The 24,523-nt window shown below is 62.8% G+C and carries 24 protein-coding genes; 16 read left to right on the top strand and 8 right to left on the bottom strand.

The window, feature by feature from the left end; translation table 11 throughout:
* Window positions 1-8 precede the first annotated feature (8 nt).
* From AKV04_RS07615 to AKV04_RS07590, 6 genes are all read left to right on the top strand, one after another.
* The gene (locus AKV04_RS07615; RefSeq protein WP_054005845.1) at window positions 9-1,175 is read left to right on the top strand and encodes an isovaleryl-CoA dehydrogenase; all 1,167 of its coding nucleotides are present in this window, start codon (window positions 9-11) and stop codon (window positions 1,173-1,175) included.
* Window positions 1,172-2,779 (top strand): carboxyl transferase domain-containing protein, encoded by a 1,608-nt coding sequence (locus tag AKV04_RS07610; RefSeq protein ID WP_054005844.1) that lies wholly within the window; start codon window positions 1,172-1,174, stop codon window positions 2,777-2,779. Before AKV04_RS07615 ends, AKV04_RS07610 begins: the two co-directional genes overlap by 4 nt.
* A 10-nt stretch (window positions 2,780-2,789) precedes the next feature.
* Window positions 2,790-4,793, top strand: coding sequence for an acetyl-CoA carboxylase biotin carboxylase subunit (locus AKV04_RS07605; RefSeq protein WP_054005843.1), 2,004 nt, complete (start codon window positions 2,790-2,792; stop codon window positions 4,791-4,793).
* Window positions 4,786-5,643, top strand: a complete 858-nt coding sequence (locus tag AKV04_RS07600; RefSeq protein ID WP_054005842.1) for a hydroxymethylglutaryl-CoA lyase — start codon at window positions 4,786-4,788, stop codon at window positions 5,641-5,643. Before AKV04_RS07605 ends, AKV04_RS07600 begins: the two co-directional genes overlap by 8 nt.
* Window positions 5,640-6,413, top strand: coding sequence for a crotonase/enoyl-CoA hydratase family protein (locus AKV04_RS07595; RefSeq protein WP_054005841.1), 774 nt, complete (start codon window positions 5,640-5,642; stop codon window positions 6,411-6,413). Before AKV04_RS07600 ends, AKV04_RS07595 begins: the two co-directional genes overlap by 4 nt.
* A 335-nt stretch (window positions 6,414-6,748) precedes the next feature.
* On the top strand, window positions 6,749-7,540 hold the full coding sequence (locus AKV04_RS07590; protein WP_054005840.1) for a dimethylarginine dimethylaminohydrolase family protein: 792 nt from the start codon (window positions 6,749-6,751) through the stop codon (window positions 7,538-7,540).
* 88 nt (window positions 7,541-7,628) lie between these two features.
* On the opposite strand, the gene AKV04_RS07585 is transcribed toward AKV04_RS07590, so the two are convergent.
* Entirely contained in the window at window positions 7,629-8,045 is a 417-nt protein-coding gene (locus AKV04_RS07585) for a hypothetical protein (protein WP_054005839.1), read from the bottom strand.
* Between the two features lie 90 nt (window positions 8,046-8,135).
* Here AKV04_RS07585 and AKV04_RS07580 point away from each other — a divergent pair, with 90 nt between their 5' ends.
* Window positions 8,136-9,137 (top strand): hypothetical protein, encoded by a 1,002-nt coding sequence (locus AKV04_RS07580; protein ID WP_054005838.1) that lies wholly within the window; start codon window positions 8,136-8,138, stop codon window positions 9,135-9,137.
* A gap of 12 nt (window positions 9,138-9,149) precedes the next feature.
* Here AKV04_RS07580 and cydX read toward each other — a convergent pair whose 3' ends face one another.
* The 7 genes from cydX to AKV04_RS07545 form a co-directional block, all read right to left on the bottom strand.
* Window positions 9,150-9,272: a cytochrome bd-I oxidase subunit CydX gene (gene cydX / locus AKV04_RS07575; RefSeq protein WP_054005837.1), complete on the bottom strand. Its 123-nt coding sequence runs from the start codon at window positions 9,270-9,272 to the stop codon at window positions 9,150-9,152.
* Window positions 9,273-9,284: 12 nt separating this feature from the next.
* Window positions 9,285-10,448 carry a cytochrome d ubiquinol oxidase subunit II gene (cydB, locus tag AKV04_RS07570; protein ID WP_054005836.1) on the bottom strand — a complete coding sequence of 388 codons (1,164 nt, stop codon included), beginning with the start codon at window positions 10,446-10,448 and terminating at the stop codon, window positions 9,285-9,287.
* Between the two features lie 4 nt (window positions 10,449-10,452).
* Complete coding sequence (locus AKV04_RS07565; protein WP_054005835.1) at window positions 10,453-12,063, bottom strand: cytochrome ubiquinol oxidase subunit I; 1,611 nt, start codon at window positions 12,061-12,063, stop codon at window positions 10,453-10,455.
* Window positions 12,064-12,155: 92 nt separating this feature from the next.
* The gene (locus AKV04_RS07560; RefSeq protein WP_054005834.1) at window positions 12,156-13,793 is read right to left on the bottom strand and encodes an amino acid ABC transporter ATP-binding/permease protein; all 1,638 of its coding nucleotides are present in this window, start codon (window positions 13,791-13,793) and stop codon (window positions 12,156-12,158) included.
* Window positions 13,790-15,442, bottom strand: a complete 1,653-nt coding sequence (cydD, locus tag AKV04_RS07555; RefSeq protein WP_082351551.1) for a thiol reductant ABC exporter subunit CydD — start codon at window positions 15,440-15,442, stop codon at window positions 13,790-13,792. The genes AKV04_RS07560 and cydD overlap by 4 nt, the downstream gene beginning before the upstream one ends.
* Before the next feature lie 200 nt (window positions 15,443-15,642).
* Window positions 15,643-16,983: an ATP-binding protein gene (locus AKV04_RS07550; protein ID WP_054005833.1), complete on the bottom strand. Its 1,341-nt coding sequence runs from the start codon at window positions 16,981-16,983 to the stop codon at window positions 15,643-15,645.
* Window positions 16,980-17,639, bottom strand: coding sequence for a response regulator transcription factor (locus tag AKV04_RS07545; protein ID WP_054005832.1), 660 nt, complete (start codon window positions 17,637-17,639; stop codon window positions 16,980-16,982). The genes AKV04_RS07550 and AKV04_RS07545 overlap by 4 nt, the downstream gene beginning before the upstream one ends.
* Window positions 17,640-17,781: 142 nt before the next feature.
* Here AKV04_RS07545 and AKV04_RS07540 point away from each other — a divergent pair, with 142 nt between their 5' ends.
* From AKV04_RS07540 to AKV04_RS27040, 9 genes are all read left to right on the top strand, one after another.
* Complete coding sequence (locus tag AKV04_RS07540; protein ID WP_054005831.1) at window positions 17,782-18,099, top strand: PepSY domain-containing protein; 318 nt, start codon at window positions 17,782-17,784, stop codon at window positions 18,097-18,099.
* Window positions 18,100-18,282: 183 nt separating this feature from the next.
* Entirely contained in the window at window positions 18,283-18,612 is a 330-nt protein-coding gene (locus AKV04_RS07535) for a hypothetical protein (RefSeq protein WP_054005830.1), read from the top strand.
* A gap of 35 nt (window positions 18,613-18,647) precedes the next feature.
* Window positions 18,648-19,112, top strand: coding sequence for a DUF2271 domain-containing protein (locus tag AKV04_RS07530; RefSeq protein WP_054005829.1), 465 nt, complete (start codon window positions 18,648-18,650; stop codon window positions 19,110-19,112).
* Window positions 19,113-19,125: 13 nt separating this feature from the next.
* Window positions 19,126-21,330 carry a PepSY domain-containing protein gene (locus tag AKV04_RS07525; RefSeq protein WP_054005828.1) on the top strand — a complete coding sequence of 735 codons (2,205 nt, stop codon included), beginning with the start codon at window positions 19,126-19,128 and terminating at the stop codon, window positions 21,328-21,330.
* Complete coding sequence (locus AKV04_RS07520; protein WP_054005827.1) at window positions 21,311-22,285, top strand: FAD:protein FMN transferase; 975 nt, start codon at window positions 21,311-21,313, stop codon at window positions 22,283-22,285. The genes AKV04_RS07525 and AKV04_RS07520 overlap by 20 nt, the downstream gene beginning before the upstream one ends.
* 398 nt (window positions 22,286-22,683) lie before the next feature.
* Window positions 22,684-23,049 carry a hypothetical protein gene (locus AKV04_RS07515; RefSeq protein ID WP_054005826.1) on the top strand — a complete coding sequence of 122 codons (366 nt, stop codon included), beginning with the start codon at window positions 22,684-22,686 and terminating at the stop codon, window positions 23,047-23,049.
* A gap of 8 nt (window positions 23,050-23,057) precedes the next feature.
* Complete coding sequence (locus tag AKV04_RS07510; RefSeq protein ID WP_054005825.1) at window positions 23,058-23,696, top strand: hypothetical protein; 639 nt, start codon at window positions 23,058-23,060, stop codon at window positions 23,694-23,696.
* Window positions 23,697-23,790: 94 nt separating this feature from the next.
* Window positions 23,791-24,018, top strand: a complete 228-nt coding sequence (locus AKV04_RS07505; RefSeq protein ID WP_054005824.1) for a hypothetical protein — start codon at window positions 23,791-23,793, stop codon at window positions 24,016-24,018.
* A 240-nt stretch (window positions 24,019-24,258) separates the two neighbouring features.
* Window positions 24,259-24,498, top strand: coding sequence for a hypothetical protein (locus AKV04_RS27040; RefSeq protein ID WP_235815569.1), 240 nt, complete (start codon window positions 24,259-24,261; stop codon window positions 24,496-24,498).
* Window positions 24,499-24,523 lie beyond the last annotated feature (25 nt).

Below are 24,523 nucleotides of genomic sequence, written 5' to 3'. Positions count from 1 at the left end.
GCACCGGAATGTTTCTGGCATCTATGCAGTTCGATCTGGGCGATGAGGTAGGCGCACTGCGCGACATGGTGCACCGCTGGGCGCAACAGCGGGTGAAGCCCAGCGCGCAGGATTTGGACAAGCGAAACACCTTTCCCGCCGAGCTTTGGGCAGAGATGGGCAGTCTTGGCCTTCTCGGCATCACGGTGCCCGAAGAATATGGCGGTGCGGGTATGGGGTATCTCGCCCATGTCGTCGCGGTCGAGGAAATCGCCCGCGCATCGGCCTCAGTTGCCCTAAGTTATGGCGCGCATTCCAACCTTTGCGTCAACCAGATCAAGCTGAACGGCAGTGCGGCGCAGCGGCAGAAATACCTGCCCAAACTGGTCTCGGGTGCGCATGTCGGTGCGCTGGCGATGTCTGAGGCAGAGGCTGGGTCGGATGTCGTGTCCATGAAGCTGCGGGCGGATCGGAAGGGCGAGCACTATGTGCTGAACGGCACGAAATACTGGATCACCAACGGCCCCGACGCCGATGTGCTGGTGGTCTATGCCAAAACCGATCCCGATGCCGGATCAAAGGGCATGACCGCCTTCATCGTGGAAAAGACCATGAAAGGCTTCAGCACCTCACCGCATTTCGACAAGCTGGGGATGCGGGGATCGAACACCGCCGAACTGATTTTCGACAATGTCGAGGTGCCTGCCGAAAACCTGCTTGGGGCCGAGGGCAAGGGCGTGCGGGTGTTGATGTCAGGTCTGGATTACGAGCGCGTGGTGCTGTCGGGCATCGGCACCGGCATCATGGCGGCCTGTCTGGATGAGATCATGCCTTATATGGTCAGCCGCAAGCAGTTCGGCCAAAGCATCGGTCATTTCCAACTGATGCAGGCCAAGATCGCCGATATGTACACCAAACTGAACTCGGCCCGCGCCTATGTCTATGAGGTGGCCCGCGCCTGTGATCGGGGCACCGTCACCCGGCAGGACGCCGCCGCCTGTGTGCTCTATGCCTCGGAAGCGGCGATGGAGGTCGCCCATCAGGCGGTGCAAGCCATGGGAGGTGCCGGGTTTATGAACGAAACGCCAGTCAGCCGGATCTTCCGCGATGCCAAGCTGATGGAAATCGGTGCGGGCACCTCTGAAATCCGCCGGATGTTGATCGGGCGCGAATTGATGGGGGCGATGACCGCATGACAATCCTGACCACCAATATCTCGCCGCGCAGTGCTGGGTTCCGGGCGAACCTTGCAGCAAATATGGCCGCACTTGATACAGTCCGGGCGGCGGCAGAGTTGGCGTTTGCAGGGGGCGGCGACAAGGCGCGTGATCTGCACCAAAGCCGAGGCAAGCTGTTGCCGCGCGAACGCATCGACCGCCTGCTTGATGCAGGCTCGCCCTTTCTGGAGATCGGCCTATTTGCCGGGCATGGGCTGTACGACGGTGCCAGCCCCTCGGCGGGCCTGATCGCCGGGATTGGTCGGGTCGAAGGCCAAGAGGTGATGATCATTTGCAACGACGCCACGGTGAAGGGTGGCACCTATTATCCGATGACGGTGAAGAAGCATCTGCGCGCACAGGAAATTGCCGCCGAAAACCGGCTGCCCTGCGTCTACCTCGTGGATTCTGGCGGGGCCAACCTGCCCAATCAAGACGAAGTGTTCCCGGACCGCGACCACTTTGGCCGCATCTTCTTCAACCAAGCCAACATGTCGGCGCTGGGCATCGCGCAAATCGCCGTTGTGATGGGGTCGTGTACCGCAGGCGGGGCCTATGTGCCGGCGATGTCGGATGTCACCATTATCGTGAAGGGGCAGGGCACGATCTTTCTCGCGGGACCGCCTTTGGTCCGGGCCGCGACAGGCGAAGTGGTCAGCGCCGAAGACCTTGGCGGCGGCGATGTGCATACCCGGCTTTCCGGCGTGGCCGATCTGTTGGCGCAGGACGATCTGCACGCGCTGGCGCTGGCACGCCGCGCCGTCGCCAACCTGAACCGCAAAAAGCCGCCCCAACTGGTGCTGCAATCGTCGGAGGAGCCGCTTTACGACCCCGCCGAGGTGATGGGTGTGGTCCCGGCCGAGGTGAAAACCCCCTATGACATCCGCGAAGTGATCGCCCGCACGGTGGACGGCTCGCGCTTTGACGAGTTCAAACCGCGCTACGGCACCACCATCATCTGCGGCTTTGCCCATGTTATGGGCATGCCCGTCGGCATTATCGGCAATAACGGGGTGATCTTTTCCGAAGCCGCGCTGAAAGCCACACATTTCGTCGAGCTTTGCTCGCAGCGCAAAATCCCCCTAGTTTTCCTGCAAAACATTTCGGGCTTCATGGTGGGCCGAACCGCCGAAAACCGCGGCATCGCCAAGGATGGTGCCAAGCTGGTGACAGCGGTGGCCACAAGCCAAGTGCCGAAGATCACGCTGTTGATCGGTGGCTCCTTCGGGGCGGGAAATTACGGCATGTGTGGCCGCGCCTATGGCCCGCGCTTCCTGTGGACCTGGCCCAACAGCCGCATCTCGGTGATGGGCGGCGAACAGGCGGCAGGTGTGCTGGCCACCGTCCGCCGCGACGCAATCGAGCGCAAGGGCGGCAGTTGGTCAGCCGAGGACGAGGCCGCGTTTAAGCGCCCCACGGTCGAGATGTTTGAGCGTCAATCGCACCCGCTTTATGCCACCGCCCGCCTGTGGGACGATGGCATCATCGACCCGCGCCGCACGCGACAAGTGCTGGCGCTGTCGCTTTCAGCTGCCCTGAACGCTCCGATCCCAGAGACGCGCTTCGGCGTGTTCCGCATGTGAGGCAAGCAAGATGTTCCGCAAGATCCTGATTGCCAACCGGGGCGAAATCGCCTGCCGCGTCATCGCCACTGCCCGCCGCATGGGCATCGCCACCGTCGCCGTATATTCCGACGCCGACGCGGCCAGCAAACATGTGGCGATGGCCGATGAGGCGGTGCGCATCGGTGCCGCCGCCGTCGCCGAAAGCTATCTGAAGGGCGATGCGATCATCGCCGCAGCACTGCGCACCGGGGCCGAGGCGATCCATCCCGGCTATGGCTTCCTGTCGGAAAACCCCGGTTTTGTCGAAGCGGTTCAAGCCGCAGGTCTGGTCTTTATCGGCCCACCCGCCAGCGCCATCCGGGCTATGGGCCTGAAGGATGCCGCTAAGGCGCTGATGATCACTGCCGGGGTGCCGGTCGTGCCCGGCTATCATGGCGAAAGCCAAGACCCGGCGCATCTGTCCGCCGAAGCTGCCGCCATCGGCTATCCGGTGCTGATCAAGGCCCGCGCTGGCGGTGGCGGCAAGGGAATGCGGCTTGTCACCGATCCCGGCGATTTTGCCCAAGCGCTGGAAAGTGCGCAGCGCGAGGCCCGCAGCAGCTTTGGCGATCCGGCCTGTCTGGTTGAGAAATACATCACCCACCCGCGCCACATCGAGATTCAGGTCTTTGGCGACACGCAGGGCTATGTCGTGCATCTGTTCGAGCGCGATTGCAGCCTGCAGCGCCGCCACCAGAAGGTGATCGAGGAAGCCCCTGCCCCCGGTATGTCTGCCGAGGTTCGCGCCGCGATGGGCAAGGCTGCGGTCGAGGCGGCGCAAGCGATCGGCTATCAGGGTGCCGGAACTGTCGAATTCATCGTTGACGGCTCTGGCCCGCTGCGGCCCGACAGGTTCTGGTTCATGGAGATGAACACGCGGCTTCAGGTTGAGCATCCGGTGTCTGAGGCGATCACCGGGCTGGATTTCGTTGAACTGCAACTGCGCATCGCCGCAGGCGAACCGCTGCCCTTCCGGCAGGAGGATCTTAAAATCGACGGCTGGGCCTTTGAGGCTCGGATCTATGCCGAAGATGTGGAAAAGGGCTTTCTGCCCGCGACGGGCAGGCTGGATCACCTGTCTTTTCCGGCGGGCGTTGAATTCATGCGCGGTACGGTGCGCATCGACAGCGGCATCCGTCAAGGCGACGAAATTTCGCCTTGGTATGATCCGATGATCGCCAAGGTCATAGTCCACGGGCCGGATCGCGCGGCGGCGCTGAGCCTGTTGTCCACGACACTGGAGCATTGCCGGATCGCCGGATCGACCACAAATGTGGAGTTTCTCGCCGCTCTTTCCCGGCATGACGGGTTCCGCGCTGGCCATGTCGATACCGACCTGATCGCCCGCGATCTGGATCGACTGATCAACACGGCCCCGCTGCCCGCCGAGGCCCCGGCACTGGCGGCCCTTGCCGCGCTAAACCTGCTCGACCCACCCGACGCAGCCGACCCTTGGGATCGACTGACGGGCTGGCGAGGCTGGTCAGAGGCCGAAAGCTTTGCCGTGCTGAACCACAAGGATGGCCCGCTTGCCCTGCGTGTCATTCATCTTGGCTCCCGGCAGTTCCATGTCACCGGGGCCGGGTACGACACCACGCTCACCATGCTGGATCATCGCGGCGGCACCGTTCGCTTTGCCCGTGACGGCCTGCAATCCACGGCGCATGTGGTCGCAACCGCAGACCGGATCAGCCTGTTCCTGTCAGGTCACAAGCACGATTTCACCCATGTCGATCCCCTGCTGGCTGCCGAGCACGACCACGCAGGTGGTGACGCGATCTTTGCTCCGATGCCGGGCTTGGTGGCGTCGCTGCGGACCAGCCCCGGCGCTCGGGTAACCAAAGGTGACGCGCTGATCTTCCTTGAAGCGATGAAGATGGAGCATATTCTGACCGCCCCCCGCGATGGTATCGTGGCCGAGATTCTGGTGGCCGAAGGCGATCAGGTCAGCGACGGCACCGTGTTGGTGCGGATGGAGGCCGAAGATGGCTGATCCGGTCACGCTTTACGAAATGGGCCCGCGCGACGGTTTGCAAAACGAAGCGCGCCTGATCAGCACAGCCGACAAGATCAAGCTGGTCAATCTGCTGTCCGACTGCGGCTTCCGCCATATCGAAGTCGCCAGCTTCGTCAGCCCGAAATGGGTGCCGCAGATGGCCGATGCCGCCGAGGTCATGGCGGGCATCACCCGTAAGCCCGGCGTCACCTACGCAGCACTCACGCCCAACCTTCAGGGCTTCGAACGCGCAATCACTGCCCACGCCGACGAAGTGGCCGTCTTCGCCTCGGCCTCGGAAGGCTTCTCACAAAAGAATATCAACTGCTCGATCAGCGAAAGCCTTGAGCGTTTCCGGCCCGTGCTGCGCAGCGCCCGCACCGCGATGATCCCGGTCCGGGGCTATGTGTCTTGCGTCACCGACTGCCCCTATGACGGGCCGATTGCGCCCGTCGCCGTGGCCGAGGTGGCCGAGGCGCTTTTTCAGATGGGCTGCTACCAGATCAGCCTTGGCGACACTTTGGGTGCAGCCACGCCCGAAGGGATCGCGCGGATGCTGGATGCCGTGTTGCAGCGCCTGCCCGCCAGCCGCCTTTCGGGGCATTACCATGACACGCGCGGCATTGCGCTTTTGAACATCGCGGTCAGTCTCGACAGGGGGCTTCGGGTGTTTGACAGTTCGGTCGGGGGCTTAGGTGGCTGTCCCTACGCACCCGGCGCCAAAGGCAATGTCGCCACCGAAGCCGTGGCCTCGATGCTGCATGGCCGCGGATTCGATACCGGGCTGGACCTTGACCGACTGGCCGATGCAGCCACCTTTGCCCAAAGCCTGAGGAGACCCGCATGAGCTGGCAAACGCTCGACATCCGCACCGATCCGCGCGGCGTGGTGTATGTCACGCTGAACACGCCCGAACGCCGCAACGTGTTGTCCCCCGCAATGATCGCAGAACTGACCGAGTTCGCCCGCACGCTGAATCAGGCCCGCGCCGTGGTGCTTTCCGGTGCCGGCCCGATCTTTTGCGCAGGCGGGGATCTGGCTTGGATGCAAGCGCAGATCGAAGCCGACCGCCCGCAGCGCCTGCGCGAAGCGCGCAAACTGGCCGAGATGTTGCAAGCGCTGAACACCATGCGGTTTCCGCTAATCGGTCGTTTGCATGGAGGTGCTTTTGGCGGTGGGATCGGCATGGCCTGCGTCTGTGACGTCGTTGTGGCGGCACGCGGCACGCAGTTCTGTTTCTCAGAAACCCGGCTGGGGATCATCCCCGCTACCATTGGCCCCTACGTGCTGGCCCGCATCGGCGAAGGCCACGCGCGGCGCGTTTTCATGTCGGCCCGTATGTTTGCCGCAGAGGAGGCCGCAACCCTAGGCATCGTTTCCAGAGTGGTCGATGCAGATGACCTTGACGCCGCCCTAGAGGCCGAGGTCACGCCCTATCTGTCAACCGCCCCCGGTGCAGTAGCCGCCGCCAAGGCGCTCACCCGCGCCCTTGGGCCTCGGGTTGATGCCGATGTGATCGACGACAGCATCCGGCGTCTGGCCGACATCTGGGAGGGACCCGAGGCCGTGATTGGCGTCCGGGCCTTTCTGGACAAGAAGATCCCGCCTTGGAGCTGAAGACGACGAAGAATGAGATTGGGACGGGGGCATCCGGCCGTTGATCCGGCCCGATGGCTATATCGCGCAGATCACACGACAGGTCGCCCAGCCGCCATCGCCCGCGCTGTGGCACTGCTGACTGCTCGGCAGGGTGATCGGGGGGCTGATAAACAAAACAGGACGTATCAGCGCCAAATGCGGGGGCTATATCGCCCAACCTGTTTCTGGAATATACTTACAGAGGAACGGCTTAAGCTTTGGCTTGTCGGTTTTGGCTGTCGGCTGCCGTGCTTGGGTTTGCGGGCGCTTGGACTTTGCACTAGTGTCGCGCAAATTCGGATCAGGAGTCTTTCATGCAGTCTTACACGTTCAGCCATGCCATCACCCGCAGGCCCGCGGCCAGCATCATCGCGGGATTGCGGGCGGTGGATACCGGCACCCCGGATCTGGCGCTGATGCAGGCGCATCATGCGGATTATATCGCGGCGCTGATCTCAACCGGGGCGGAAGTGGTCGAATTGGGCGCGCTGGAGGCTTTCCCGGATTCGGTGTTTGTCGAAGATACCGCGTTGTGTCTGCCCAAAGGTGCTGTGGTGATGCGGCCCGGTGCGCCGTCGCGTCTAGGGGAAGCGGCAGAGATGGCACCGCATCTGGAGACGCTTTACGGCCACGTGCTGCGGATTGAGGGGGCAGATAGCTTCATCGAAGGCGGCGATATCCTGACCACCGAGACCGAAATTCTGGTCGGGCGTTCGGCGCGCACCAATGCCGCCGGGGTGGCGGAACTGGCGCGGCTGGTGGCCGACTGGGGATACACGGTGCGCGAGGTCTTCACGCCGCCGGGGGTGCTGCATTTCAAAACCGATTGCTCGCTGCTCGACGCCGAGACGATCCTTTCGACCAAACGGCTGGCGGACTCGGGCTGTTTTGACGGGTATAAGGTGATCCATGTCGCCGATGGCGAGGAAGCTTGCGCCAATTCGATCCGCTTCAATGATCTGGTGATCATGCCTGCAGGTTTTGCGAAAACCCGCCGCATCTTGGAACAGGCGGGATATAACGTGCGCGAGATCGGCAACAGCGAATGCGCGAAACTGGACGGCGGGATGTCTTGCCTGTCGTTGCGGTTCACGCCTGCGCGCTGAGGATTTGCTCTTTTAAAAATTACTCCCGCCGGAGGCTCCTGACGATATCGGGGATGCCTCCGGCGGGAGTATTTTTGCCAAGATGAAATCAAGGCGTCATCACATCGGCGCGCTTGAAATCGGCGCTGGCCTCGGTGCCGTCATCGTAGGTGACACTGATCGAGATGGTCTGGATCGAGCCTAACGGTGCGGTGAGAAAAATCTCTGCCCCCTCCATCTTCAGCGCGTTGGGCTGCGGCTCGGTGTCATAGCAGGGTTCCATCGCCCACACCTTGTCAGCGGTGGCCCCATTCAGGCCGTAGCGGATTTCGCTGAGCCCACAACGCCATGACAAAAGCTGGGTGAAATACAGCAGATCCTTGCCGTCAAATTCGCGCACCGCGATCCAGTTGGCGCGGGTGGCATCGAGGATCGGTTTGATCTCGGCGGCGGTGGTGAAGTTTTCGGCCAAGGCCGCAGCGGGGATTGTCGCGATGACGGCAACAATCAGGGAATTCCTGAACATCTGAACCTCCTTTTGCTTTTGCTGCCCTGCAATCGCGCCTAATGTCGCGCCAACAGCAGCAGCACGGGGGCCAATCCCCGCGAGAGAAACATGACCGATCCCAAGCCTGCGCGGCAAGCGTTCAATATCGTCGCGGTGGTGCAAGCGGGGCGGCTGCAATACGAGGCGTTGTTGCTGGCGGCGAGTTTGCGGGCGACCAATCCGGATTTTGCCGGCAAGCTGTATCTGGCCGAGCCGCAGCAGGGCGGGGCTTGGCCGAAATCTGTTGGTGTGAGTGACGCGGCGGTGCGAGCGATGCTGGTGGAGCTTGGGGCAGAGTTTCTGCCGTTTGAGGCGCGGCATTTCGGGCAAAGCTATCCGCATGGCAATAAGATTGAGGCACTGACTGCGCTGCCGGATCAGCCATTCTTGTTTCTGGACACCGATACGCTGATCACCGGGGATTTCGGCAGCGTGGTGTTTGATTTCACGCGGCCTTCAGCCTCGATGCGGCGCGAGGGGACTTGGCCGAGCCAAGAGTTATATGGGCCGGATTTAACGGCAACATGGCGCGCGCTCTACGATCGGTTTGGGCTATCGTTCGACGATACGATTGATCCCAGCCAGCCCGAGAATTACTGGCAAAGGTTTATGTATTTCAACGCGGGGTGGTTCTTCCATGCCAGCCCGAAGGCCTTTGGGCAGCAGTTCTTGGACTATGCTTTGGCCATTCGCGATGATCGGCCCGAGGCTTTGATCTGTCAGGAGATTTATCCTTGGCTGGACCAGATCGCTTTGCCCTTGGTCATCCACAGCTTTGGCGGCGGGCGTCCGGGGCCGACATTGGCGGGGCTGGATGGCGACGTGACTTGTCATTACCGCACTTTGCCGCTGCTTTATGCGCGGGAAAGTGACCGGGTGGTTGAGGTTTTAGAGCATGTGGCGGGGCAGAAAGAGTTGCGGCGGATTTTGCGGGATCACGAGCCTGCACGGCTGATGATTTATCAGAATCGGGGTAAAAAGGTTCGGGCGTTGTTTGACCGTAACGACCTGCCGCGGCGCGAGCAGGCGATTAGGTTTGTGCTGAAGCGTGAAGGGTTGTGGCTGCGTTAATCTCGCGGCAGCTTATGCGTCGTCTTCAAGAGTGCCGATTTTGCGGCTGTCTTCCTGCATCTCCAGCCACATCGCGTTGACCACGGCGAACATCGCGGCCAGCGGCAGGCCGAGCATCCAAGCGAAATACCACATCTATCTGTCCTTTCAGTAGAGGCCATGGGAGTTTTCAGACACGTCCGCCTCGGTGACTTTGCCCCACAGCACTTTGTAAACCCATGCGGTGTAGATCAAGATCAGCGGCAGGAAAATCGCCGTGACCACCAGCATGATGAACAGGGTCAGGTGCGAGGAGGATGCGTTCCAGACCGTCAGCGAGGATCTTGGGTCGCTGGAGGATGGCAGGATGAACGGGAACATCGTCAGGCCAACCGAGGCGATCATGCCGAAAATTGCCATTTTAGAGGCAAGCAAGGTGGTAATTTCGCGTCCTGCCCTCAGTCCCAAAAATGCCTGCAAGCCGCCGACCACGCCCATCGCGGGGGCAATCGCGATCCATGGGCGTAAGGCGTAGGCATCCATCCAGCTGCCACCCTTGTTCACCTGAAAATGCAACGGGTTGGAGGGGCCGTCGGTGACGTAAGCGCCCGCGATTTGGTAGCCGTCAAAGCCGTAGGCCAGCCAGAGGCCTAAGCCTATATAGCCGCCAACCGCCACCAATGCGGCCCACGAGCCGAGACGACGGGCGCGGATTTGCACCGGACCTTCGGCTTTCAGGGTCAGCCAAGCCGCGCCGTGCATCACCAGCATCGACAGCGAAACCAAACCCGCACACAAAGCGAATGGATTGAGAAGGCTCAGGAATTTCATATACCACACGCCTTCGTAGATCGCGTGCAGATCGTCGGTGAAATGGAACGGCACACCTTGCAGTACATTGCCAACCGCCACACCGAAGATTGTGGCAGGCACAGCGCCGCCCGCAAACAGCGCCCAATCCCACACCGCCCGCCAGCGCGGATCATCGCGTTTCGAGCGGTATTTGAACGCCACGGGTCGGACGATCAGCGCCGCCAGTACGATCCACATCGCAAGGTAGAAGCCAGAGAATGACACCGCATAAAGCGGCGGCCACGCGGCGAAAATCGCAGCGCCGCCCACGATGAACCAGACCTGATTGCCCTCCCACACCGGGCCGACTGTGTTGATGGCCACCCGGCGCTCGGTATCGGTTTTGGCGACGAAAGGCAGCAAGGCCCCTACCCCCATATCGAAGCCATCGGTCAGCGCAAAGCCGATCAGCAACACACCGACCAAGACCCACCATGTCAGGCGCAGGGTTTCGTAGCTGAGAAGTTCATGCAAGATCATGGCGTTACTCCCTTACCATCGCGATGGCATCGGCGTTTTTGCGCCCTGCCAACCGGGCATCGTGGCGCTGCATCCAAGCCTCGGTTTCCGCGACTTCAAGGAAGGGGCCTTTGCGGATGTATTTCAGCATGAGGCCCATCTCGACGACGAACAGCACGGAATAAAAGATCACAAAGCCTGCCAGCGTGATCGCCACCTCGGTCATCGACAGCGCTGACACTGACATCGCGGTGGGGAGCACCCCGTCCACCGTCCAAGGTTGGCGGCCAAATTCGGCAACAAACCAGCCCATTTCAGCGGCAATCCATGGTGCCGGGATCATCCAGACCGCCAGATGCAGCGCCGGGCGCGGGAATTGCATCCGCTTGAACGAGGCGCGATAGAAGAAATAGATCATGGTGCCGATGAAGGCGAAACCCAAGCCCGCCATGATGCGGAACGCCCAGAACAACGGCCAGACCGTGGGCACGGTGTCATTGGCGGCCATTTTGATCTGCGCTTCGGTCGCCAGCTGCGGCGTATCGGTATATTTGCGCAACAGCAGAGCAAAGCCGAGATCGGCAGAGTGCAGCTCGAACGTATCTTTCACCACCTGCGGCGTAGCCTCACGCTCGGCGCGCAGGGTCAGCAGCGCTTCATAGGCGATCATGCCAGAGCGGATGCGGGTATCGGCTTGGGCGACAAGTTCCGAGATGCCGGGGATTTCGGTGGTCAATGACCGGGTGCCGATCAGGCCCATCACATAGGGGATATGGATGGCATAGTGCGTCTTGCGCGCCTCTTGATCTGGGAAGCCGAAGGCGGTGATCGCGGCAGGGGCGGGTTCGGTGTGCCACATGCCCTCAATCGCGGCGAGTTTCATCTTTTGGCTGTGGGTGGCGTTGTAGCCGGATTCGTCGCCCAAAAGCACAACCGAGAACGCCGAGGCCAGACCGAAGGCGGCGGCCACCGCTATAGAACGGCGAGCGAGTTCGATGTGGCGTCCGCGCAGCAGATACCACGCCGAGACGCCGAGCACGAAGACCGAAGCCGTGACATAGCCCGCCGAGACGGTATGGACGAACTTCGCCTGCGCGACTTCGTTGAACAAAACGGCCCAGAAATCGGTCATCTCCATCCGCATCGTCATCGGGTTGAATGCGGCGCCAACCGGGTCTTGCATCCAGCCGTTGGCGATTAGAATCCACAGGGCCGAGAAGTTGGAACCAATCGCGACCAGCCAAGCCACTGCCAAGTGGGCGGTTTTGCTCAGCTTGTCCCAGCCGAAGAAAAACAGCCCGACGAAGGTGGCTTCCAGAAAGAACGCCATCAGGCCTTCGATCGCCAAGGGTGCTCCGAAAATGTCGCCAACGTATTGGCTGTAATAGCTCCAGTTCATGCCAAACTGGAATTCCATGGTGATGCCGGTCGCCACACCAATCGCGAAGTTGATGCCGAACAAAGCCCCCCAGAATTTGGTCATCTGCCGCCAGATCGGCCGGTTGGTCATCACATAGACCGTCTCCATAATGGCGACGATGATCGACAGGCCGATGGTCAGCGGCACGAACAGAAAGTGAAACATCGCGGTGGTGGCGAATTGCAACCGCGACAGTTCGACGATGCCGAATTCCATAGATGTACTCCTGCTGATCGGGGGGCCGATGTCGCTTGCTGTCTCAAGCCTGCACCCAATCGCACGGGCTAAGCTATATCAGAGATTATAATTTAGGGCAGCATCCGCACAATGTCAGCCCAATCCAGCTCGACAGGGCGATGTGACGCAGTAAGGATCCCTGCATGGGGCAGATAGCGGCGGATGCCGTGCAAGACGTCGCGGGCGGTGGCGGTATCGAGGCCCTCGGTGGGCTCATCCAACAGCAGGATCGCGGGGCAGCGCAGCAGGGCGCGGGCGATGGTCAGGCGGCGGGATTCTCCACCGGAAAGGCCCGCGCCGCGCGGGCCGAGTTGGGCGTCAAGGCCACCTTTGGCGCGGATCACTTGGTCGAGCGCCACGGCTTGCACCGCGGTCCAGAGGCTGGCGTCGTCGGCCTCGGGCGCGGCGAGGGTCAGCGCTTGACGGATGCTGCCCGCCATCAGGGCGGCGCGTTGCGGGATTAGGGTCAGTTGCGCGCGCAGGGCGGTTTCGCTCCAGTCGGGCAGCTTGTGGTCGCCTAGCCAGATCGCGCCGCTGGTGGGGCGGAGCAGACCTGCGGCCAGCAGCAAAGCGGTGGATTTTCCCGCACCGCTGGGACCGGCAAGGGCGAGGGTTTCGCCGGGGTGCAGGGTGAAGCTGAGCGGGTGCAGGCTGGGGCGGCTGGCTCCGGTGCGGTGGTGGCTGACGGCCTCAAAGCGCAGCGTGGTCGCCGTGTCGTTTTGTCCGATTTGGAGGGCCGGTGCAGACAGGCCCTGCACCACGCAGCGGGCGGCGAGGGTCATCCGGCCCAATTCGGCCACCGCACGGCGCAGCGGGGACACGGTTTCCGACAAGGCGAGGGCAGCGAAGAAGCCCATCGCGGCCAGCGCAGGGCTGAGTTGCCCGTTTTGCGCCAGCGCCATCCCTAGCGCCAAGGCCGCCGTCGCCAGCCCAGTGCCGAGGCAGGACAGCGCGAGGCCTGCGCGGCGCTCGACACGGTCTTGTGCAAGGCGGGCGGCTTGCCTGCGATTGTCTGCGGCCAGAACCGCGTTTTTCTGCACAGTCAGTTGGCCGTAAACTGCAAGATCGCCACGCGCTTGCACCAGATCAATGAAGCGGCTGCGGAAGGCTTGGGCGGCCAGTTCGGCGCGGCGCGAGGGCGCAAAGCCCACCCTGCCCGCCCACATCAGCACCACAGCGCCACCGCCGATAAAGCCCAACGCCAAGGTAGCGGCAACGCCCATCCCCACCAGCGCCCAAAGTACCGCGAAAGTGAGCAGATGTGTGGTGATCCCAGCGATCAGTGGCAAGATCAGCCGCAATGGCAGGCCATCCAACGCGTCAATATCTGCGGTAAGACGGTTCAGCATCTGCGGACCACGCAAGCGGCTCAGGCGATCATAAGGCGCGCGTGTATAGCTTTGCAGCAGGCGCACCCGCAGCGTGGTAAAAGCGCGCAAGGTCGCGTCATGCGTCAAAACCCGCTCTCCATAGCGCGCAGCGGTGCGCCCCAAGGCGAGGAAACGCACCGAGGCCGAGGGGCGGAACACGTCAAACGAAACCCCGACCCCGGCCAGCCCTGCCGCAGCGGCAGCGGTGATGAACCAGCCAGACAGCCCCAGCAACGCCACCCCAGCCAGCAGCACCACCACGCTCAGTAAAGCCCCTCGTAACAGGGACGTGCGCTGATCGCGCCAGATTAAGTGAAACACCTGCCACAGCGCAGTCATACCAGCGCCTCCAGCCGGATCACCCGATCCATCCGGGCGGCCAGCGCCTCGTCATGGGTGGCGACGATCAGGCTGCACCCGGTGGCTGCCAGCGCCATCAGGCCAGCGGTGACAGCCTCGGCGGTGGTGGCGTCAAGATCGGCGGTTGGCTCATCGGCGAGCAGCACATCCGGGCGGGCGTGCAGGGCACGGGCAAGGGTCAGGCGACGCGCCTCGCCGCCCGAAAGCCCGCCGCCGCCCTCGCCCAGCCGGGTTGTCAGGCCCTGCGGCAGCCCCGCGACCACGTCTTGCATCGACACCACCCGCAGCACGGGAGCCAGATCGCCGGGTCGCCCGAAGCTTAGATTGTGCCGCAGGCTGGCGTTCAGGAAATGCGGCTGTTGTGGCATCCAGCCGAGGCGCGCGCGCCAGCCATCGGCGGTCTGGTCGTTCAAGGGCTGGCCTGCGACACGGATTTGCCCTGATTCAGGTTGCAGCATCCCGGCGAGCAGCCGCAACAGCGTGGTCTTGCCCGCGCCGCTTAGCCCGAGCAGCGCGAGCGTCTCGCCTGCGGCAAGGCTGAAATCCGGCAGGGTCAGCAAATGCTGTCCAAGGCGTACCTGCAGCCCGGTGGCGACGATATCCGCCGGTCCTGCCAATCGCGCCGCCGTAGCGCCCTGCCCCAGCTGCGACGGATCGGCGCGCGCCTGCCATTCGGCCCATTCCGAAGCTACCGCCAGTGCCGCCGCGCGGTCATGCCATGCCGCCGACAGATCGCGCAGCGGTTGGTAGAATTCTGGGGCCAACAGCAGCAGGAAGATGCCAGCGGCGGGGGTCAGAGGTGTTGCATAGCTGCCAAACCCCAGCAGGCCCAACAGGGAAAACCCGACATAAACCGCCACCATCGCAACCCCGATGGCTGCGAACAACTCCAGCACCGCCGAGGACAGAAAGGCCACCCGCAGCACCGCCATGGTTTGCGCGCGCAGACGGTCGGCAGCTTCGGCAAAGCTGCTAACCACAGCCTCGCCCGCGCCAAGCAGCCGGATGTCGAGCAGCGCTTGCAGGCGTTCAACCAGTAGATCGTTCAGGCTGCCGATCTCCGCCATCTGACGTTGGCTGGCGGCTTGTGCGGCCCAACCGATCAGCGCCATGAACACCGGGATCAACGGGCCGGTGATCAGAAAAATCACCCCCACCGCCCAGGATTGCCAGAACGCCAGCGCCAAGATCAGCGCGGGGACCACCATCACCCGCGCCTTCGCCGGGGCGTAGCGGCTGACATAGGGCAAAAGCGCCTCCAGCTTTTCGGTGGCAAGGGCGGCGATGGGTCCAGCGGCGGGGCCATCACTGCGGCAAGCCTCGCGCGCCACAATCGCAGCCCGGCACTGGCTGCTGACGCGCAGACCTGCGGTGAAGGCGATGCCCTCGGCCCAGTGGTTCAGAAGCGCACGCAGCACCCCCAGCAGCGCAAATCCGGCGACATATGACCAAAGCGGCGCGGTATCGGTCAGCAATCCGGCCAGAGCGCCTGCCACCAAAGCCGCTTGCAACGGCCAGATCAGCGCCGCCAGCCCGGACAAAACCGCCGCCCAACGCAGCGCACGCCGCTCGGGTGCGACCAATTCGGCCAGCACTTTGGCACTGCTCTGATCGCCCTGCTGCGTCATGTCCCGCCCGGTCTTAGATCGGGAAATGCCTAATCTGTGCCGCATCATACAGCAATGGAATCCAGCCCTCGGCGGGCTGCCTGCGGCAATAGGCCTGGGTGTGGAGCGGGGTGCCAAGCGCAGAACTAGCCTCTCAGTCGTGGGAAAAGACTATGCCGTCCTCGGTCCCTTGCAGCAGATGCCGGAATGGAATCACTGGGTCAAAGGGGGGCCGTGGCAGCGATTGGCACTGTCAAAGCGGCTTCAAATCCCGACGCTGTGCCGGGTCGGGGGGAGGTGAGAATGAGCCGTGTCGATATGCGGTCGGCAATGGCTGCGACAATCGCAAGGCCAAGACCGCTGCCCTCGGTGCCAGCGTCGCCGCGCTCAAATCGTCGGGTGAGCAGTCTGAGGCTTTGCGCTGGAACGAGCGGGCCATCATTGCCAACGCGGAATGTGCCGTCTTGCGCCAAAGTCACGTCGATTTGTCCTTGTGGCGTGCCATGCCGCAGGGCGTTCTCGACCAGATTGCGGCAAATGATGCCAAAAGCATCAGGGTCCAGGTCCGACAAAACCGGCTGATCCGGTAGGGTCAACCGGATTTGGGAGGCGGTTGCGCGCCGCATATCCTCGACGATCAGCCGCGCCACCAGCCCCAGATCGGTCGCGTGATCCAAGCGCAGCGGCCCGCCCTCGGCACGGGCCAGTTGCAACAGCCGTTCGGCCATCCGGGTCAGCCGCTTCAGCGCGGCTTCGATATCCGCCGCGCGGCGCACTGCACTCGCATCCTTGGTTTCCACCTGCAACCGCTGCGCCTGCGCGATGGCCCCCGCCAAGGGTGTGCGCAACTCATGGGCGGCATTGGCGGCAAAGCTGCGCTCGGCCTCAAAGGCCGCCTTCAGGCGCTCTAACACGCCGTTCAATGTGGCGGCTACGGGCAGGATTTCAGCAGGCAAGCCGCTAACCGTCACTGGCGACAAATCGCGCGCGCTGCGAGCGGACAGCGTTTCGCGAAAGCGGCGCAGCGGTGCGAGGCTGGCGCGCACTGCCAGTATGATCGCCAGCAAAGCAATCGGGATCACCAGCAAGATCGGCAGGCCCAGCACCATCTGGATTTCCCAAGCAACTTTGGCGCGTTGTTCTAGTGGCTCGGCCACGGTGATCCGCACGCTGCCCTGCACGGCGTCCTCACTATAGAAGCGATGGCTGTCGGTCTGCCGGAACCCCGCCCCGTCATAGGCCGGAAAATCCGCAGGGTCCGCCGCATGGGATTGCAACAAAATCCGCCCCTGCGCGTCGCGGACGATATAGGTGAAGAACTCGCCATGTGTGCGGATCGCGCCAAGCCGTTGGGTCACGCCATCATCATCGCGGCCGAGAATATCCAGCACCGCCAGTGGAAGCAGACGTTGCGCGGTTTCTTGCAGCGCCGAGTCAAAGACCTCGTCCATCTCGTGACGCAACACCAGCCCGGTCACCCAAGCCGCCGCCAGCCACAGCACCGTCAGCAGCGCCCCGAGCGACAGAGCGAGCCGGGCTTGCAGGCTGCGCGGGCGGCTCATGCCGTGCCCAGCCGATAGCCAAGCCCGCGCTCGGTCTCAATCACCGCGGCACCCAGCTTTTTGCGCAGGCGGCTGACATGCACCTCAATCGTGTTGCTTTCGATCTCGGTATCGAAGGCGTAAAGCTTTTCTTCCAGTTGCGCTTTCGACAAAAGCTGACCGGGACGGGCCAGCAATGCCTCAAGCAGCGCCCATTCGCGCGCGGTCAGCGGCACTGCCTTGCCGTCACGCCGTAAGCTGCGCGCGGCGAGATCGATGTCGAGCACGCCGTGGCTGATGATCGGGTTCGGATTGCCGCTATAGCGCCGCGCGACCGATCCGATTCGCGCTGATAATTCTGCCAGATCAAAGGGTTTGACGAGATAGTCATCCGCCCCGGCATTCAGCCCTTCGATGCGGTCAGACACCTGATCCAGCGCAGTCAGAATGATCACAGGGCTGACATCGCCGCGCTGACGCAGGGTTTTCAGAAACCCAATACCGCGCCCATCAGGCAGCATCAGATCAAGCAGCACCAGATCATAGCCCGCCACCGCCATCGCATCTGCCGCCGCGTCCAGCCGCGTCACCCAATCGACCGAATGGCCATCGCCTGCGATCTGGTCGCGCACCGCAGCACCCAGAACCGTGTCGTCCTCGATCAGCAAGATGCGCATGGCGTGTGTCTTCCTTTGGTGTTGGACCCGTCTATGCGCCGGGGCTGACGCCAAGCTGACGTGAGCAGATGCACAGCTTCAGGCTCACGTCAGCTTCATGGTGCAAACCTACGCAAGACGGCCGCAACCCGGAGTTTGGCCCATGATGAAGACATTGACAATTCTAACCTTTCTCGCCGCTTTTCCGGCGAGCCAGGCGCTGGCTGACGACGACTGCTTTGTGCCAATGGCCGATTGGCAGCCGCGTGAGACCGTGGCTGCATTGGCCGTCAAGAACAACTGGAGCGTGCGCCGCATCAAAATTGACGACGGCTGCTATCAGATTGATGGCAGCGACGCGTCTGGTCGGCGGATTAAAGTGACGGTGCAACCCGCAACACTTCAGGTGCTTCAGATCGAATTCGAAGGTCACGACGAAGATGGCGCCCGCAAAGGTGGCAAGGTCAAAAGTGACGACTGAGTCCAGCCGCGCAATCGTCTTGTCGCCTCCCCCACCGGTCGACTGTCCCACGGCCCAACCTCGCCCCGCCGTTTTGGCCGGGGTTTTTCTTCCTGACGCCAAGCTGAAGCAGAAACTGCGCGGCTGTCAGGAATCGCTCAGGTGAGACGGCCAAATTGGCCACATCGAAACAGGAGACTGACCATGAAAACCACGCGCGCCCTGCTGGCTGCTTCTACCGCCTTCACCGTTTGCCTTGGCTTACCAGCCTTCAGTGCCACAAGTTCGCCGCCCACCCCGGCAGATTCCGTCGCTTCGATGATGCCGGGCGGGGCGCAGGCGCTTCCGCTCGTGCTGATCGACAGCGACGAAGACGATAATGACGACGAAAGTTCGGAGGATGACTGTGGGGATGATGGCGATGGTGGTGCCGCTTGCGGTGGCACAAGCAATCCTGCCCCCGCTGGCACCGTAGCGCCCCCTTCGAACGGGCTGTTCGGCACGGGTGCGCCGCCGAAGGTGCAAGTGAACTGAGCCACCCCTTCCCCAACCCATAAGGCAGATCTGCTATGAAATCCTTGCTCACCGCCCTTGCCCTAACCACCGCGCTGACGCTTCCCGGTCTAGCGATGGCCCGCCCGGTTACGCTGACCACCACGCTGAACGATTACGGCGGCAACGGCGCTTATCTCGCGATCTATGTCACCGATCCACAAGGCGCTTATGCGGGCAGCTTGTGGATGGCAGGTGGCAAATCGAAGTATTACCCGCATTTGTCAGACTGGTATGCGGCCACGAGCGGCGATACCGCGCAGATCAACGGGATTACTGGCGCCAGTGTGGGTGCGGGTCGCTCGCTTGAAATCACGCTTGATCTGGCCGATGCGCTGTTTGATGCGGGCTACACGCTGCATATTGATGCGGCGGTTGAAGACATGCGCAACAGTCCGAATGAGATCGCTGTGCCGCTGACCACGGCGGGGGCCTCGGCACAGGGGCGGCGCTACATCGCCAGCTTCGCCTACGGTCTTTAAGGAGGCGACTGCAATGATCCGCGCGCTTCACCGCTGGCCAGGGCTGTTGGCCCTTGCCCTTCTCACCGTGCTGGCGCTGAGCGGCGCGGCGCTTTCGGTGTTTCCCGCCGCCGAGCGTCTTGGCGTTACCCCGGCAGAGGCTGGCTTAACCGTGGCCGAGCTTGCCCAGCGGGTGCAAAAGGCCATCCCGGCGGTGGAGCAGATTGTCCGCGCGCCGTCGGGGCGGATCACCGCCTATTGGTTCGATGGCGGCACCCCCGGCTCTGCGCTGGTTGATCCAAGCACCGGGCAAGCCATCGCCTCGGCAGATCCCAATCAGACCGAGCGTTGGCTGATCAACCTGCATCGCGCGCTGTTTCTGGGCGATGGCGGGCGGATCGTCACCGCAGGCGGCGCGGCGGCGATGCTGGTCTTGGCGCTGTCGGGCATGGTGCTGGTGGCGCGGAGGGCGGGCGGGTGGCAGCGCTGGTTTGCGCGGTTGCGTGGCCCGCTTTCAGGGCGGCTGCATGTGGAGATCGCCCGTATCGCGGTGATTGGGTTGCTGCTGTCGTCCAGCACGGCTTTGTGGATGACAGCCTCAACCTTCGATCTGTTGCCCGATAACGCAGCCCCGCCGACCGTCTTGGCCGAGCCGAGTGGCAAAACCGGGATCGCTCTGACGTCCATCCAGCAGTTGCAGCACACCCCGGTGAACACGCTGCGGGAATTATCCTTTCCCTATGCGGGCGACGCCAGCGATGTTTTCACCCTGACGACAGAGTCCGGTATCACCACACTGGATCAGGGCACCGGGGTGCAGCTTTCCTGGGCAGGGCTTTCGACATGGCAGCGTGTCTCGGAAACCATCTACATGCTGCACACCGGCCAAGGTGCGGCGGCATTGGGGCTGGTGTTGGGGCTGATGGCCTTGGGCGTGCCTGTGATGGGTGGCACTGGGGTGATCCTGTGGCTGACAGGGCGGCGCGTGCGCCCGAAGATCAAAGGCAATGTAAGCGCTGCCCATGCCGAGACGATCCTGTTGGTTGGCAGCGAAGGCGGCAGCACTTGGGGCTTTGCGGCCACGCTGCAGGCAGCGTTGACGGCAGCGGGGCAAAGCGTCCATGCTGCGGCGCTTTCAAGCTATGACCCGGCCCGCTACGCCAAGGCCCAGCGCATCTTGATACTGACCGCGACCTATGGCGACGGTGACGCCCCGGCATCGGCCAAGGGGTTTCTTAATCGCTTGGCGCGGTCTGATACGCCCGCCGCCGCACTGGCCGTATTGGGCTTTGGCGACCGCAGCTTTCCAGCCTTTTGCGCTTTTGCCAAAACCATCGCCGCAGAGGCCGCGGCCAAGGGCTACGCCATTCTGTTGCCCTTCGACACCATCGACCGCCAGTCACCGCAGGACTTTGCCCGCTGGGGTCAAGCGCTGGGCGCGGCGCTGGATGTCCCGCTCACACTTGCCCATCAGCCCATCTTGGCTACCACCCAAAGCCTGACCCTGCTGTCGCGGCACGATTATGGTGCCGAGGTGCAGGCCCCGACGTCTATACTGCGCTTTGCCTTGCCCAAGACCTCGCTGTGGCAGCGCCTTGTCGGGCGCGGTATCAGCCGTTTTCAGGCGGGTGATTTGCTGGGCATTCTGCCAGAAGGCGCTGATGTGGCGCGGTTCTACTCACTGGCCTCTGCCAGCCGGGATGGTTTTGTTGAAATCGTGGTAAGGAAACGCACAGGCGGGCTCTGCTCGGGCCAACTTCTGGCGCTGGAGCCCGGTGATACTGTGCGCGCTTTCCTGCGTCACAACCCCAACTTCCACGCCGGACGTGATCGCGTGCCACTGATCCTGATCGGCGCGGGCACGGGCATAGGGCCATTGGCTGGCATCATCCGGGGCAATCACCGGCTGCGCCCGATCCACCTGTTTTTTGGTATGCGCCACCCTGACAGTGATTTTCTCTATGGTGCAGAGCTTAGCCGGTGGCAGGTCAAAGACCGCCTTGCCATGCTGACCACCGCCGTTTCGCGCGGCACTAAGCCACATTACGTCCAAGACGCGCTGCGCGGCGAGGCCGCCCAAATCGCCCGTCTGATCCGCGACGGGGCACGCGTGATGGTCTGCGGCGGGCGCGAGATGGCGGCTGGCGTGGCCGTGGCATTGACCGAAATCCTAGCACCCTCGGGCCTGACCCCGGCGGCGCTGAAAGCCGAGGGACGCTATGTTGAAGATATCTACTGAGCTGACCCGCCATGCTTTGAACGGGCAGACGATGGGCACGCGGTGGCAGGTTTTGTTCGATATGCCACAGGGCTTTGCCCCCGCCCCACTGACCGCAGCCCTCCAAATTGCCGTGGCTGAAGTTGATGCGCAAATGTCGACATGGCGCGCCGACAGCGCCCTAATGCAGTTCAATGCAGCCCCACCGGAGGTCTGGCGACCTCTGCCCGCCCGCCTGATGCAGGTGCTTCAGACCGCGCTTACCATTGGGCAAGCCTCGGGTGGCGCGTTTGACATTGGCGTCGGCGATGCCGTCACTGCTTGGGGTTTTGGGGCAGCACAGGTGGATCAAACCGCCATTCGTGCCGCACTTGCGCGCCCCCGCCGCCCTGCGCACGACGTGGTGGAACTCGATCCCACCAACCTGCGCGCGCGCAAACACGGCCCGATCAGCCTTGATCTGTCAGGCATTGCCAAGGGCTACGGCGTGGACCGCTTGGCCGAAGTTGCGGCAGACTTTGGCATCACGAACGCCCTTGTTGCGATCGACGGTGAACTGCGCGCCATAGGCCTGCAACCTGACGGCGCGCCGTGGACCATTGCTGTCGAGCGTCCAGATCGCCAGATCCGGGCACCCCATGCCATGCTCGCCCTGCAAGACGCGGCGGTGGCCACTTCGGGGGATTACCGCCACTGGATCACGCTTGGAGCAAAGCAGCTGTCGCACACAATTGACCCTGCGCGCGGCGGTCCGCTGGCAGAGTCACCTGCCTCTGTCACGGTCATCGCCGCCACTTGTATGCAGGCCGATGCTTGGGCCACAGCCCTGATGGTCAAAGGCAGCGTGGAGGGCGCGGTAGTGGCGCGCAGACACCGGATTGACGCGCTTTTCCTTGATCGTACAGGCGAGGGTTTTCGTGAAACCCGGGTGGGCGCGCTGTTCGGCCCGCGTCATGACCACCGGGGCAAGGTATGAACGCAGTCACACCGCGGATGACAGCATTGCATCACGATTCCTGAACATTGCACGGTTGGTCGCTCCAGCCTGCTGGCGTGCGAAATTCAATGGCATGGGGCGTCTTGTCGCTCTGCGAAAGTCGGAAAGGCGACTGCGGCAGGCCGTTGGCAGGCCGGGCATCGGGCTTTTCAGGCACCGGTCCGTCGTGACACACACCTAATATTTGATAATCATATCTTACAAAAGAAAAGATGTGATGAATTTGGAGCAGATCAAACGCTTCAACCCAATGAGCCCATGTCCGAAATGCTGCCCCCTTCTATCCTGACGTTTCGCGAGGCTGGGATTGCCCGGATTACGCAGAGCCTTGCCCCCGAGGTGCTGGTGCTTGGCGGCGGGGTGAATGGGGTGGCAGTTTGCGCTATCTTGAGGGGCGCGAATTCCGCCTCGTTGCCGAAGCGGCGCGTGAACGTAATCTGCTGTTGCGTCATGCGCCGCATCTGGTCAGGCCGCTGGAAATCGTGGGGGCGCTGAATGGGATCCCACGCGGGCTGTTTGGCGAGGCGATGCGCTTTGTCGGCGTGTCGCAGAAATCCGGTCCGATGCGTCTGTTCGCGTTGAAAGCGGGTCTGGTGCTCTACGAATGGTTCGGTGCCATCGAGCGTATGTTGCCAGCCCATAAGGCCACAACCGACACGGCCAAATTTCCCATCAGCTTTCGCAGGGGCACCCGCGCCGTGGTGCAGTATTTGACGGTCAGATCAGCAATCCCGAAGCGCTGATCTTTGAGGTGCTGGCGGAATCGGTTGCGGCCCATCCCGCCGTGGCGGCGCTGAACCATGCCCGTTGGACTGTATCGGCAGATTGTGACGTCGTGGTCGATCGCCCCAGTGGTCCGCTGATGTTGCGGCCAAGGGTGATCCTGAATGCGACCGGGGCATGGATTGACCGAGTCAATGCACGGCTTGGCGTGGAGATCCAGCATGTGCGCGGCGTCAAGGGCGCGCATATGATGCTGCACCATCCGGCCTTGCACGCCCGTCTGGCGGGCCAGGGGTTTAACTTTGATGACGGGCGCGGGCGTATGGTGATTTGCCTGCCCTTGGCGGAAATCAGCTATCTGTTGGCTGCGATCTCACGGCTGTTCGACGACATCACCGTGATCATAGCGCATCTGGTTTCCGTGGCACCGGGATCAGGCCATTGCAGAACGCTGACGGCTCGGTCAATCGCGCCCCGCGCGACCACGCTTTGCACGAGGATCACTTGCCACAGAGCGTGGCTGTTGCTGTCACTGGTCAGTGGCAAGTGGATGACGTTTCGCTCGTTTGCAGAACTCGCCTCTGATCGCATGCTGGCGCATTTGGGCCGCGCACGACAGCTCTCGACGCGCGACCGCGGCTATACCGGCGCAGGGGCGGCGCTATGACCGGATTGGCGCGGAGGTCGCGCGGTTTTCCGACGAGGCCGTGGATCGGCCCGTGGTGGATGCACCCAGCTATACGATGCGCGAAACCCTGTGATTGATCCGCAACCGCGCGGCCTGTTATTTGGACGATCTGGAGTTGCGGCGCACCCAGTTGGCGCTGGGGGCCCATCTCGGCGCGGCCACGCTGCAGGATTTGGCAGCGATCCTCGCAGCCGCGCTTGGCGAAGACCCGGAGCGGCGGGCGGCAGAACTGGCACGCGCCATGGCCGACCCGCGGATCTTTGCTCTGCGCCACCCGGATCGGGGTGCCGCGCATGGCTGATCTTGTTCTGGCGATTGATACAGGCGGAACCGGCGTAAAGGTCTTGCTGACCGCTGTGACGGGGGCTGATTGGGCTGCGCATGGCCTCGGTAGTGACGATGCATCACCCCGATGGTCGGGTAGAACGCGACCCCGAGGCGTTCTGACTTGCTACCGTCGCCGCCATTTCGGCACTGTTGGCCGAGGATTTCAGCCACGCGGGTAGGATTGCGGCGCGCAGCGGGCCTTGGGCCCAGATCTTTGCCGACATCTACCAACTTCCCGTCGAGATTTGCGAAGCTGAAGAAGTTGGCGCGCTGGGGGCGGCGATTTGGTGCCGCGGTTGCGGGCGGTCTGCACCCCTATCTGACCCGCGCCACAGCTGCGATGCCTAGCGTGGGGCGCAGGTATGATCCGAACCCGGACCACGCTGGGTTTGACGACCAAAGGTTTCAAGAATTCGTCAGGTTTGATCTGGGGATGCTGGCGCTGACTGCCTGAGGGAGTGGCGCGCTGGGATTGCGAA

This window comes from Cypionkella psychrotolerans, assembly GCF_001294535.1.
Classification (GTDB): Bacteria; Pseudomonadota; Alphaproteobacteria; order Rhodobacterales; family Rhodobacteraceae; genus Cypionkella; species Cypionkella psychrotolerans.
The sequence above is the reverse complement of the archived record's forward strand: the minus strand, read 5'-3'. Positions and strand labels throughout refer to the sequence as shown.

Excerpts from the sequence above, each read along its gene's own strand:
- AKV04_RS07615 (WP_054005845.1), top strand. The coding sequence starts at position 9 with ATGTTTCTGGCATCTATGCAGTTCGATCTGGGCGATGAGGTAGGCGCA.
- AKV04_RS07610 (WP_054005844.1), top strand. The coding sequence starts at position 1,172 with ATGACAATCCTGACCACCAATATCTCGCCGCGCAGTGCTGGGTTCCGG.
- AKV04_RS07605 (WP_054005843.1), top strand. The coding sequence starts at position 2,790 with ATGTTCCGCAAGATCCTGATTGCCAACCGGGGCGAAATCGCCTGCCGC.
- AKV04_RS07600 (WP_054005842.1), top strand. The coding sequence starts at position 4,786 with ATGGCTGATCCGGTCACGCTTTACGAAATGGGCCCGCGCGACGGTTTG.
- AKV04_RS07595 (WP_054005841.1), top strand. The coding sequence starts at position 5,640 with ATGAGCTGGCAAACGCTCGACATCCGCACCGATCCGCGCGGCGTGGTG.
- AKV04_RS07590 (WP_054005840.1), top strand. The coding sequence starts at position 6,749 with ATGCAGTCTTACACGTTCAGCCATGCCATCACCCGCAGGCCCGCGGCC.
- AKV04_RS07585 (WP_054005839.1), bottom strand. The coding sequence starts at position 8,045 with ATGTTCAGGAATTCCCTGATTGTTGCCGTCATCGCGACAATCCCCGCT.
- AKV04_RS07580 (WP_054005838.1), top strand. The coding sequence starts at position 8,136 with ATGACCGATCCCAAGCCTGCGCGGCAAGCGTTCAATATCGTCGCGGTG.
- cydX (WP_054005837.1), bottom strand. The coding sequence starts at position 9,272 with ATGTGGTATTTCGCTTGGATGCTCGGCCTGCCGCTGGCCGCGATGTTC.
- cydB (WP_054005836.1), bottom strand. The coding sequence starts at position 10,448 with ATGATCTTGCATGAACTTCTCAGCTACGAAACCCTGCGCCTGACATGG.
- AKV04_RS07565 (WP_054005835.1), bottom strand. The coding sequence starts at position 12,063 with ATGGAATTCGGCATCGTCGAACTGTCGCGGTTGCAATTCGCCACCACC.
- AKV04_RS07560 (WP_054005834.1), bottom strand. The coding sequence starts at position 13,793 with ATGACTGCGCTGTGGCAGGTGTTTCACTTAATCTGGCGCGATCAGCGC.
- cydD (WP_082351551.1), bottom strand. The coding sequence starts at position 15,442 with ATGACGCAGCAGGGCGATCAGAGCAGTGCCAAAGTGCTGGCCGAATTG.
- AKV04_RS07550 (WP_054005833.1), bottom strand. The coding sequence starts at position 16,983 with ATGAGCCGCCCGCGCAGCCTGCAAGCCCGGCTCGCTCTGTCGCTCGGG.
- AKV04_RS07545 (WP_054005832.1), bottom strand. The coding sequence starts at position 17,639 with ATGCGCATCTTGCTGATCGAGGACGACACGGTTCTGGGTGCTGCGGTG.
- AKV04_RS07540 (WP_054005831.1), top strand. The coding sequence starts at position 17,782 with ATGATGAAGACATTGACAATTCTAACCTTTCTCGCCGCTTTTCCGGCG.
- AKV04_RS07535 (WP_054005830.1), top strand. The coding sequence starts at position 18,283 with ATGAAAACCACGCGCGCCCTGCTGGCTGCTTCTACCGCCTTCACCGTT.
- AKV04_RS07530 (WP_054005829.1), top strand. The coding sequence starts at position 18,648 with ATGAAATCCTTGCTCACCGCCCTTGCCCTAACCACCGCGCTGACGCTT.
- AKV04_RS07525 (WP_054005828.1), top strand. The coding sequence starts at position 19,126 with ATGATCCGCGCGCTTCACCGCTGGCCAGGGCTGTTGGCCCTTGCCCTT.
- AKV04_RS07520 (WP_054005827.1), top strand. The coding sequence starts at position 21,311 with ATGTTGAAGATATCTACTGAGCTGACCCGCCATGCTTTGAACGGGCAG.